General features: G+C 39.3%; 12 protein-coding genes. 7 read left to right on the forward strand and 5 right to left on the reverse strand.

The features are described from left to right. Nucleotides 1-1,037 precede the first annotated feature (1,037 nt). The 5 genes from P20311_RS04495 to P20311_RS04515 all read left to right on the forward strand — a co-directional run bounded on the left by P20311_RS04495 (nt 1,038) and on the right by P20311_RS04515 (nt 7,121). Nucleotides 1,038-2,417, forward strand: a complete 1,380-nt coding sequence (locus tag P20311_RS04495) for an MATE family efflux transporter (protein ID WP_008110164.1) — start codon at nt 1,038-1,040, stop codon at nt 2,415-2,417. Beyond that, complete coding sequence (gene uvrB / locus P20311_RS04500; RefSeq protein WP_008110167.1) at nt 2,414-4,408, forward strand: excinuclease ABC subunit UvrB; 1,995 nt, start codon at nt 2,414-2,416, stop codon at nt 4,406-4,408. Before P20311_RS04495 ends, uvrB begins: the two co-directional genes overlap by 4 nt. Beyond that, the gene (locus P20311_RS04505) at nt 4,409-5,338 is read left to right on the forward strand and encodes a class I SAM-dependent methyltransferase (RefSeq protein ID WP_008468251.1); all 930 of its coding nucleotides are present in this window, start codon (nt 4,409-4,411) and stop codon (nt 5,336-5,338) included. Between the two features lie 8 nt (nt 5,339-5,346). Beyond that, entirely contained in the window at nt 5,347-6,012 is a 666-nt protein-coding gene (locus tag P20311_RS04510) for a tRNA (adenine(22)-N(1))-methyltransferase TrmK (RefSeq protein ID WP_008110172.1), read from the forward strand. Between the two features lie 95 nt (nt 6,013-6,107). Beyond that, complete coding sequence (locus P20311_RS04515; protein WP_008110173.1) at nt 6,108-7,121, forward strand: hypothetical protein; 1,014 nt, start codon at nt 6,108-6,110, stop codon at nt 7,119-7,121. Between the two features lie 8 nt (nt 7,122-7,129). Here P20311_RS04515 and P20311_RS04520 read toward each other — a convergent pair whose 3' ends face one another. Then, nucleotides 7,130-7,372, reverse strand: a complete 243-nt coding sequence (locus tag P20311_RS04520) for a hypothetical protein (protein WP_008110174.1) — start codon at nt 7,370-7,372, stop codon at nt 7,130-7,132. A gap of 175 nt (nt 7,373-7,547) precedes the next feature. Between P20311_RS04520 and P20311_RS04525 the strand changes: the two genes are divergently transcribed. Then, nucleotides 7,548-7,997 carry an isoprenylcysteine carboxylmethyltransferase family protein gene (locus tag P20311_RS04525; protein ID WP_008110176.1) on the forward strand — a complete coding sequence of 150 codons (450 nt, stop codon included), beginning with the start codon at nt 7,548-7,550 and terminating at the stop codon, nt 7,995-7,997. A 61-nt stretch (nt 7,998-8,058) separates the two neighbouring features. Here P20311_RS04525 and queC read toward each other — a convergent pair whose 3' ends face one another. Further along, the gene (gene queC, locus P20311_RS04530) at nt 8,059-8,715 is read right to left on the reverse strand and encodes a 7-cyano-7-deazaguanine synthase QueC (RefSeq protein ID WP_008110177.1); all 657 of its coding nucleotides are present in this window, start codon (nt 8,713-8,715) and stop codon (nt 8,059-8,061) included. A gap of 145 nt (nt 8,716-8,860) precedes the next feature. Here queC and queE point away from each other — a divergent pair, with 145 nt between their 5' ends. Beyond that, nucleotides 8,861-9,526, forward strand: coding sequence for a 7-carboxy-7-deazaguanine synthase QueE (gene queE / locus P20311_RS04535; RefSeq protein ID WP_008110178.1), 666 nt, complete (start codon nt 8,861-8,863; stop codon nt 9,524-9,526). Between the two features lie 152 nt (nt 9,527-9,678). On the opposite strand, the gene P20311_RS04540 is transcribed toward queE, so the two are convergent. The 3 genes from P20311_RS04540 to P20311_RS19035 form a co-directional block, all read right to left on the reverse strand. Further along, nucleotides 9,679-9,951, reverse strand: a complete 273-nt coding sequence (locus P20311_RS04540; protein WP_008110179.1) for a hypothetical protein — start codon at nt 9,949-9,951, stop codon at nt 9,679-9,681. 15 nt (nt 9,952-9,966) lie between these two features. Then, entirely contained in the window at nt 9,967-10,269 is a 303-nt protein-coding gene (locus P20311_RS04545) for a hypothetical protein (RefSeq protein ID WP_008110180.1), read from the reverse strand. Between the two features lie 52 nt (nt 10,270-10,321). Further along, nucleotides 10,322-11,056, reverse strand: a 735-nt coding sequence (locus P20311_RS19035; protein ID WP_158307801.1) for a hypothetical protein, incomplete at its 5' end; no start/stop codon positions are given.

Consider the following 11,056-nt stretch of genomic DNA (forward strand, 5'->3'; position numbering starts at 1 on the left):
GCGTCTTGCCTTTCAACGGGGCGAAATATTAATGACCGCATAGCAAAGTGTCAACATATAAAAGATCATAAATTCAAAAAAGAGGTCTATTCGTTGTTTTTATGTGCAATCTGCGCGTTTTGTGACTCTATTTGAGTAAAGGGCAGTGATATTGTTTTATAAAAACAGCGCAATATTTGAATCAAGTGAGTAACTTTAACCAATAAAACTTACAGTAAAATTTAATAAAGCAGCTTTTAGTGATAAAAAAGTGTTCTATTTCCTGTATTTTTATAAAGTCTTAATAAACGTATTTAAAATAATTACCTCACTTTTATTTTACCTCGTTAAAGTTTGTTGAACTAAATCTAGATGAGAACCGTAATGATGTTTTGTATGTTGTTCAAAGCAGAATGGTTGCTGAACTTTCGAGAGTTTGTATAAAAACAAGGCAATCAATGGGTTGACTATTTATGCAGCATGAATGCGGTTTAGCACTAAATAAACATATAACGATGTTTTAAGTCGTTACAAAACCATTTAACGCTGTTTCCATATTGCTAACGAAAAAAATCAACCGCACTGTTAAATTTACACCGCGTTGTAGCCCTTTATAAACGTGGGGTTGAATGAGTTATCCACGGTTTCTGTGGATAACTCTGTTTATGAAACTTTAAGAACATCGTCGCCCCCAGCGGTGTAGGGCGCTTCAACGATTTCAAGTATTAAAAAGCTTTTTTTTTAAATATTAAAAAACAAAGACTTATGATTCAGCTTGAATAGCCATCTAAACGATAAATAAAATTTTTCGTGACGATAAAACATCATCGCTTACTGTGTAATAAAGCAACAAAACATAAAAAGTAAATGTTGCAAAAGTTATAAAAATGTATTTAATTTGGTTTTTGCTGTGTTTGTGTGAAATTTGTTTACAACAGCATAAAAACAACAGTTTTTAGATTAAAGGTTAGTTTGATTGTTTAGATTTAATAAAGCATGGCTTGAACAGCCCAGATGCTTTAAAATATGCCGTTCAGTAAAAGAGGCTTATTTATTTTATGCGCGCACATTCTCAATCACATACTCGCCCTGATTTACTCACCGCCCCAATCTTGCCTACATTAAAAAAAATGACCGTTCCGATGATCTTTGGAATGATCACCCTGATGATGTTCAATATTGTTGATACTTTTTTTATTAGTTTGCTTGGCACTGAGCCGCTTGCCGCGGTGAGTTTTACATTTCCTGTTACTTTTACCGTCATTAGTTTAGCGATTGGTTTAGGTATAGGGACCTCGGCAGTAATTGCAAAGGCCTTAGGGAGCAACAATATTGAAGAAGCGCGTTTTGATGCCAGTGTCTCGTTGTTGGTGGCGATAGTATTAGTATTGGTTTTATCTGCCTGTGGCTATTTATTGATTGAGCCTATATTTACCTTGCTTGGGGCTGGGGAGCAGGTGCTCCCGCTAATTCATCAGTATATTAGTATTTGGTTTTTGGGAAGTGTATTTTTAATTACTCCCATGATTGGAAACTCAGTACTGCGTGCCAGTGGTGATACAAAAACACCAAGCATTATTATGGGCGGGGCTGGGCTTATTAATGCAGTGCTCGATCCGATGCTTATTTTTGGCTTTGGTCCCATTCCCGCATTAGGCATTAAAGGGGCTGCCATTGCCAGTGTTATAGCCTGGGCAGTTGCGGTGGCAATTATTTTATACATATTAATAGTTAAAAAGCGGCTGCTTAGTTTAAAAGCTGGCAAGCAAACCGTTATTGGCGCAATCCGTAAAATTTTAAAAATTGGTTTACCTGCAGCGGGTGCTAACATGCTCACCCCAGTTGCTATGGCCGTTATGACCGCATTAGTTGCTCATCATGGTCCCGAAGCCGTGGCTGCTTTTGGAGTAGGGAGTCGAATAGAATCAATAGCGAGTTTAGTGGTATTAGCTTTGTCGATGACATTGCCACCTTTTATCAGCCAAAACTTTGGAGCGAGTCATTTTTCTCGTGTAAAAGATGCCTACCTAGGTACGCTCAAGTTTGTAATGTTGTGGCAGTTCATTATTTATATTGTATTAATTATTTTTTCAGGCGTTATTAGTGAAATATTTGGTAAAGAGCAAGCGGTTGTTGATGTCATCAAACTGTTTATTTATACCATTCCTCTAAGTTATGGCTTACAAGGAGTGATCATTTTATCAAACTCCTCGTTTAACGCTTTACACAAACCCATGAACGCCTTAGTTTTGAGCGTCATTCGATTGTTTGTTTTTTATATTCCCTTTGCGTATATCGGAAACGAACTCGCAGGCTTAATCGGCTTGTTTATTGGCGCGGCCATTGGTAATTTATTCACAGCCCTTGTAGCCTACAAGTGGTTTATGAAAGAAATTGAAGCGTTAAGCAGTCAAGCATTACAGGAGTGTAGTCATTGAGCGATCATTTTCAGCTAGTATCAAAATTTAAACCCGCAGGGGATCAACCAACCGCTATTGCTCAATTGTGTGAAGGCTTAGAAGCCGGACTTGCTCAGCAAACATTATTAGGCGCAACGGGTACCGGTAAAACATTCACTATGGCTAACATTATTAGTGATTTAAACCGACCTACTATTATTATGGCACACAATAAAACTCTAGCGGCGCAATTGTACGGCGAGATGAAAGAGTTTTTTCCACACAATGCGGTTGAATACTTTGTATCTTACTACGATTACTACCAACCTGAAGCCTATGTGGTAGCCAGCGACACCTTTATCGAAAAAGACGCATCTATTAATGAGCACATAGAGCAAATGCGACTCAGTGCCACTAAAGCGCTTTTAGAGCGACGCGATACCATTATTGTTGCCTCAGTATCGGCAATTTATGGTTTGGGCGATCCTGATTCATACATGAAAATGATGCTGCTCTTAAAAGTAGGTGAAAAGGTCGACCAACGAGATATGCTGCGCCGTCTTGCAGAGCTACAATATACGCGAAATGATATTGACTTTAGTCGTGGTACATACCGCGTACGTGGTGAAGTGGTTGATATATTCCCCGCTGAATCAGACACCTATGCAGTGCGTGTAGAAATGTTTGATGACGAAGTTGAACGCCTAAGTATTTTTGACCCCTTAACCGGTGCGGTAGAAAAACACATAGTGCGTGCCACTATTTATCCTAAAACTCACTATGTAACGCCACGAGAAAAAATTCTCGAAGCTATCGAAAAAATTAAAGCCGAACTCAAAGAGCGCAGAGCACAATTGCTCAGCGCAAACAAGTTAGTAGAAGAGCAACGCATAGCTCAGCGTACCCAATACGATATAGAAATGATGACCGAGCTTGGTTATTGCTCTGGTATTGAAAACTACAGCCGTTATTTATCGGGGCGTACACCTGGCGACCCACCGCCAACATTACTGGACTATTTACCTGACGACGCATTAATGATTATTGATGAATCGCACGTAACCGTCTCGCAAATTGGCGCCATGTACAAAGGCGATAGAAGCCGTAAAGAAAACCTCGTTGAATACGGTTTTAGAATGCCCTCAGCTATGGATAACAGGCCACTGCGTTTTGAAGAATTTGAGGCCATTGCACCACAAACCATTTATGTATCTGCCACCCCGGGTGACTTTGAATTAGAGCGCAGCAACGGCGAAGTTGCAGAGCAGGTTATTCGTCCAACCGGCTTACTTGATCCCGTTATTGAAGTGCGCCCGGTAGGCGATCAGGTTGATGACTTACTATCAGAAATTTACAAATGTGTTGAATTAAAAGAGCGTGTGCTGGTAACTACGCTTACTAAACGCATGGCTGAAGATTTAACTGACTACTTGAGTGAGCACAATGTAAAAGTACGTTATTTACATTCTGATATTGATACCGTAGAGCGAGTAGAGATTATTCGTGATTTACGTGCCGGTGTATTTGATGTGTTAGTAGGCATTAACTTACTACGTGAAGGCTTAGACATGCCAGAAGTGGCACTAGTGGCTATTTTAGATGCCGATAAAGAAGGCTTTTTACGCTCAGCACGCTCACTTATTCAAACGATAGGCCGTGCGGCGCGCCACCTTGATGGTCGTGCCATTTTATACGGTGACAGAGTGACTAAATCGATGGCTAAAGCCATTGAGGAAACTGACCGACGCCGAGAAATACAGCATGCTTATAATGTTAAGCATGGTATTGAACCTAGTGCATTAGTTAAAAAGATACTTGATGTAATGGATGTAGGCCAAGATGCTTCACCGCAAGACAACCTACAGCTTATTCGTAAAGAATCTAAAAAAATCCTCAGTGCTAAAGAAATTGCAACGCAAATTAAGCAGTTAGAAACCAAAATGCATGCGTATGCCAGCGATTTAGAATTTGAAAAAGCCGTCTCAGTGCGCGACGAAATACATGAACTACAACAACAGTTGATTAATTAAATGACAACCGATTTTACTCCTCTTATGTCTGCTTTGGCAGACACGCCTTTTTCCGATAACGAGCTTTGCCGCGTATTTCATGGACGCGGCCACAGTGTTGAAGCGCTTAGCCATATTAACTTAGACTTTTATCCACCGAGTTTGTTTTTGGTGTCATACAGTGAAATTGATGAGGCAACACTCACTACGCTTACCGATACGTTATGGCAGTGGGCACAACAACATCATCCAGAGCTAATTACTGCATTGGTGTATCAGCAGCGAGCGGGGCTACAAAGCCATAACACCCTAGTGCATGGGCAACTGCCAGTTCGCCATAGCGTAGCCGAGAACGGGGTGCGCTTTTTGGTTGACTTAATGAGTAAGCAAAACACCGGTATTTTTCCTGATATGCGAAAAGGCCGTGAGTTTGTCATGCAAAATAGTAAGCACGCCAAAGTGCTTAATTTGTTTTCTTATACCTGTGGTTTTTCGGTTGCGGCTATGCACGGCGGTGCAGATCATGTGATGAACATGGATATGAGCAAAGGTGTGTTAAAAGTGGGTAAGCAAAACCACCAACTCAATAATGTCGATCGTGGGGTCAGTTTTTTACCGCACGATATTTTAAAGTCGTTTGGTAAGCTAAAAAAAGCCGCACCGTTTGATTTAATTATTGTTGATCCGCCCAGTTTTCAAAAAGGAAGTTTTATTTTAACCAAAGACTATCAAAAAGTGCTGCGTAGACTTCCTGAACTATTAAACGATGCCACACAGCTGTTGCTATGTGCTAATAGTCCAGAGCTTACAGAAAACGATTTTAAAGCACTTATTGAAGAGCATACTCAAGGTGCTATTGAATTTGTTAAACGCCTTGAACCTACCGATCGCTTTATTGAAATTGATAGCGATAAAAGCTTAAAAGCATTGGTGTACAAAACAAAAACATAGTGAGTTAAATGAAACTGAGTAAACGTTTAAACGTCATTAATTCATTAATTACACAGCCTCTCGATATTATTTGGGATTGTTGCTGCGATCATGGCTTTTTAGGTATGGCATTACTTGAGCGCGGCATAGCCAAACAAATAAACTTTGTTGATATTATTCCACAGTTAATGGAAGCGCTTGAGCAGTCGCTGCAACAATTTGAGCAAGGAAAGTCTTTGCCTTCATGGCAAGTGCGCTGCGAAGATGTTGCGCAAATTAAACTGCCAACAGATGCCAAGCAAGTAATCGTTATTGCTGGAGTGGGGGGCGATTTATGCTTAAAGCTAATTGAGCAAATTATTGCTAATAATCCGCACAGCCTTAAACAACTAAGTTTTATTATTTGCCCTATTATGCACCTCTATAAAGTACGTGCGGGTTTAAAAGACTGTAATTTGCAGCTCGATAGCGAGCAAATTATTGTTGAAAACAAGCGTTTTTACGAAGTGCTACAAGTCAGTTTTAATGCCACCGGCACTATTACTAAAACGGGGGCTCATATGTGGGATACACATAACCCTCAACATCATCAATATCAGCAGCAATTGCTTGACCATTATACTCGAATGCTCAATAAAGATAGACTTTACTATCAAAAAGTTATAACGGAGTATCAACATGTATTCGAACGCTAAATACTACTAATAAGTGTGATCGCTTTTAATGATTAACTACGTAAAGTGCTTCATAGTTAATATCTTGCCGTTGGGCAGATTTATTTGGTTTATATATGTCAGATAACAATATAAAAATTGAGTCATTATTGGGCGATGGGCAAAAATGGCAACACAGCTACGAGCAACCGATTTCGTATGCGCCCTTAGTACAACTGGCTAATAAAAATTGGATTGTTCCGCAGCATTTTTTGCGTTACAAGCACACATTAGCGAGTGTTAATGAAGTGCTTAACGACATTAGCTTTTCTAACCACTTTAGTGTGTTAGCGGCAGAAAAAAACAGTGATATTTATCTGCAAGTAGCAGTGCTTAGCCCCGACAATTACCGTGCTGATAATAAAGCAAAAAAACTATTGTTTGGTCGCCGTTGGCCAGTAGAGCAAAACTTACCTACTTCTGAGCTTATTCAAACCGCATTCTTAGCGTTAAAAGTGGCGCGTGAACATGAGGTTAGAGAGCTTTTCCAGCTGCAGCATCAAGAGGCAACCAGCACGCCGTTTAATAATCATCATGACTTACCCGTTATGGCACAAAACCCTGACTTAGTAACAAGCGGTTCAGTTGAAACCACATCTTTGGCGACAATAATTACGCGTTTGGTATTTGCTGATGCACCGGTCACTTTAATGAGCCATCAGAGTATTGCGACGGGTGAGCAGCTTTACACGGTAAAGCTTAATTGCGAAGACTGTCAGCTAAGTGAGTTTAACCACACGCAGTTGTCTTTTTTAGCCAGTGACAGTTCACCAAATAGTTTTTTACACAGTTTTATTAATGCGTTGGTTAATACCAGTAATGAGTATGTAAACGAGCATTTTAAATACCAAGGTTTTGCGCGCTTTAGTAAGCATGTGCGTGCGGAGCGAGTAGGTGAGTTAAGTGTCTCTATGCGCTCGCCAAGTTCGGTTAGTTTGTGCTCTATGGGTAAGCAAGAAGCGAATCAGTTAAATTTTGAGATAGACAGCGCTAGAGCGCCACAAGGGTGTGGCCAAGCAATTGGTGGTTTTTTAGCTGCCCATGGCATTGAGCAGCCAGAAAACGCACATTTATACCCACATTACTTGTAACGCGTACTTTAAAGTTTATTTATTTCTTGTTTTACGCTGTAGCTTGAGTCGGTAACAATGGCTTCAAGTGTTTGTACTCGTTGTTTAAGTTCACTCACTTGAGCGGTTACCTCAGCTAGTTGTTTGTGTGCGTCTTGATTGTTGTCCTGTACTTTATGTTTAAATTCAAGGTGCTTTTTATACATATCATAAATAACCCCCGAACCCACAGAAATAAGCACAATGAGAACTATCATTGTTGTGCCAGACATAATTACTTCCTTTAATTTTATTTTAAGCTTAAATTATAACCATAATCAAGCGCCGATAAAGCCAATAAATTGTAACTTTATTTGTATTTATAAATATTCGATAAGCCATTGTTATTTTTTGTGTTGCCACAATATAATAATTAAGCTGATTTTTTAATCGATACAAGGAATAGGTATGCTCAACAATAAAGTTCCACCTTTGGTGGTCATGGTGTTTTTTGCCGCTATTATGGCGCTAATCGCTCACTACACGGTAATTGACTTTACCGCATTTATTATTTATCTCGCGCTCGCACTCGTCGCTACGGGGTGTATATTTTGTATTGCTGGCGTCGTGAGTTTTCGGTTGGCTAAAACCACAGTCCTCCCCAACAAACCTGAAGAAGCCTCAAGATTAGTTACATCAGGTGTTTATAAACTTTCTCGTAATCCAATGTACTTAGGTTTTGCGTTTATATTAGCAGGCTGGGGCGTGTGGTTGGGTTCAATGTGGGCTTTTTTAGGTGTAGCAGGGTTTATTGCTTACATTACCTTATTTCAAATAATCCCAGAGGAGCGGGCGTTACATCAGTTATTTGCTGAGCAATTTGACGATTACAAATCACGGGTAAAACGCTGGCTTTAATGTTTGTTTCGTAATAAAAAAGGCTACCCTTGGTAGCCTTTTAATATGCTTACTTTAAACCTTACTCGTATTCAAGCGGGTCGGTCACGTTGTTAAGCTCAAAGGCTTCTAAACGTTCTTGGCAAGCGCCACACTTACCACACGCTTTGTCGCGGCCGTTATAACAGGTCCATGTTTGGCTGTAGTCTAAGCCCATTTTAATACCATCGGTTAAAATATCGATTTTAGTATTGTTTAAATACGGGCTAAAAATTTCCACTGCATCGTAATTTGCAATACGACACACATCATCCATCTTTTTAACAAACTCAGGGCGGCAATCTGGGTAAATTGCATGATCGCCTGAATGCGCGCCGTAATATACTTTGCTCGCTTTAAGCGATACCGCGTAACCTACTGCTAAGGAAAGTAAAATCATATTGCGATTAGGCACAATGGTGCTTTTCATGCTTTCTTCTTCGTAATGGCCTTCTGGCACATCAATATCGTCTGTTAATGACGAACCACCAATAAGCTGATTGATCGCTGATATATCAACAATTTTGTGCGGGACATTTAGCTTTTCACATACGTTGGCGGCTACTTTAAGTTCTTTAACATGACGCTGACCATAATCAAACGAGAGGGCATAAACATCATGGCCTTGTTGCAAGGCTTTATTTAATACAGTAAATGAGTCCATACCGCCGGAATAAATAACAACTACTTTTTGCGTCATACGTGGTTTGCTCTTTAGTTTTGATAGAGGTTTATATCAGGGCGCGATATACTACACGGCCAAGGCATAAATGACAATTTTTGCACCGTGCTTTGCGATTTTTAATAGTAACAATTTTGCCGTCAGGTTGTAAGTGAGATTTCTTTTGTACAAAATTAATGAAGTGTTTGAAACCATTCAAGGTGAAGCGAGCTTTACCGGTACGCCGTCTATATTTTTACGCCTGCAAGGTTGTCCTGTGGGATGTTCGTGGTGTGACACTAAACAAACCTGGGATGTTGATAATGTATATAAAGTATCACTAGATGACACGGTAGAAAAAAAAGCCGACTCTGATCATTGGGCTGAGGCCAGTGCCGCGCAGGTCCTGGAGTTATTTAAATCCCGTGGCTATACCGCCAAGCATGTTGTGATCACCGGTGGTGAACCTTGCATGTACGATTTAAATCCAGTGTGTAATTTATTGCATGATCATGGCTTTAGCACGCAAATAGAAACCAGTGGCACCTTTGAAATTCTCGCCCCTGCCCAAACGTGGGTTACGGTATCGCCAAAAATTAATATGCGTGGTGGTTACAAAGTATTGAGCAGTGCTATGCAACGCGCCGATGAAATTAAACACCCAATTGCTATGCAAAAGCACGTAGAAGAACTGGAAGAGTTATTTGTCGCCACGGGTGTTAACCCAAAACTGGTATATTTACAGCCAATCAGCCAAAAAACGTCGGCAACTAAATTAGCCATTGATACCTGTATCGCCAAAAACTGGCGTTTATCAATTCAAGTACATAAGTATTTGGGTATTAGTTAAAGAGAAAGCGCAGCTGCAAGTGTTTAGCTAAATACTCATCAAGAAGAGATACAAGGTTGGGTGAGTAAATCCCAACCTCAGTTAACAAACAAGGCGCAGTTCGCTTACTGCTCCCAGGTAAACAAATTTCAGCTCATAAAGCCAAGCAGGCTTTAAATATAATTTTCATCAATAAACTGGCACCACTGCTGAGTATTTAATTCTGGTACGCCTGGCTTATCTCTAATACCGAGTTTAAACATGATTACAGAGCGCCATTCTAAAGAGCCAATGTCTGGCCCATGTCCATAACCGTCACCGGTACTTATTTGCTGTTCAACATGATTTAACCATGGTTCAGAGCACGGCGAATATTTTTCACCCTTTTGCGCAACACTACTGCACCCAGCAATAATGAGTAATAAAGGAGCCATTAATAGTTTCATATTTTACCTATGTGTTTATTTTGCTAATCGCTGCTGTGTTAAGTTTAAACGTTTATGTGAGCTGTATACTTGCAACCTTTCATCGTCCGTAATTAAAAATGCATCCATTTCTACAGATATTAACGCAGATATGGGGAAAATCTCTAAAACACTAAGGTCAGCAAGTTTTGCTGAAAGAAGTGCAGTTTTGCCATTAGCAATAAAGGTAGAGTCTTGATCACGGTAATCGCCATCTACATATAGTTTTGCACCATTAAACCATGAGTTAACAATTTTAATTTTATGACCCTTGACCGTGAATTCGAACTCTTTTCTCATTTTAAAACTCCGTTTTTTGAAAAACATATAAAGTTTTAACAACTTGTTATACCTAGCTTCTATTCATTAAAGTAAATACATGATGCTCTTTTATATTCTTTATATGAGAAAAAGACTCAAGAACCTCTTCTCTAAAACCAAATTCAACAGAGTCAATTAATGAATCTGCAATAAGATCATTACCGCTCTCTTTTTCTCTGCCTATAAAATCAAATAATCTAATAATTTTATGAATAATCAATGGGGTAGTATCTGTCCTACCTGAAAAAATATCAACCAAAGCACGTTCCATGTAAATTAGTACAAGTGAATCAAGATCTTCTTTTGTTGTAGGTGGTAAGCCGCCTTTACCAACTTTTAAAATAATATCTTCATTTCTAAAGTTCTGTTCAGAGACTTTGAATCTGCAGTACCTTTTTACTTTTCGCTCTAACGTTTTAGCTCCCATCTCACATCCAAAACAATTATCAAGTGTATGTTTATGGTTTTGTTCTAATTTTTCATAAGTTAACTGAGTAGCTTTTACAACATCATTTCTTAAAATTCGAGAATCCATATAAGTAGTTGTACTTTCTAGCATGTTATTAAAAATTTTTAAGTTCAGCTCAGAGTTCATCATTTCATTTGCGTGCTTAAGTTGATTTTTGCTCGTTTGCCAAGTTAGAAAAATCAAGATGGATGTAATTGCTAATAGTGGTGGTGTTAAAATTGAGTTGAAAAAACTAGCAGTGCTTATCCAATTTTCTATTGGAGCATTAAAATTAAACTTAAACCTTATAAAGTAAGT

Source organism: Pseudoalteromonas sp. BSi20311 (genome assembly GCF_000239875.1).
Taxonomy (GTDB): Bacteria; Pseudomonadota; Gammaproteobacteria; order Enterobacterales; family Alteromonadaceae; genus Pseudoalteromonas.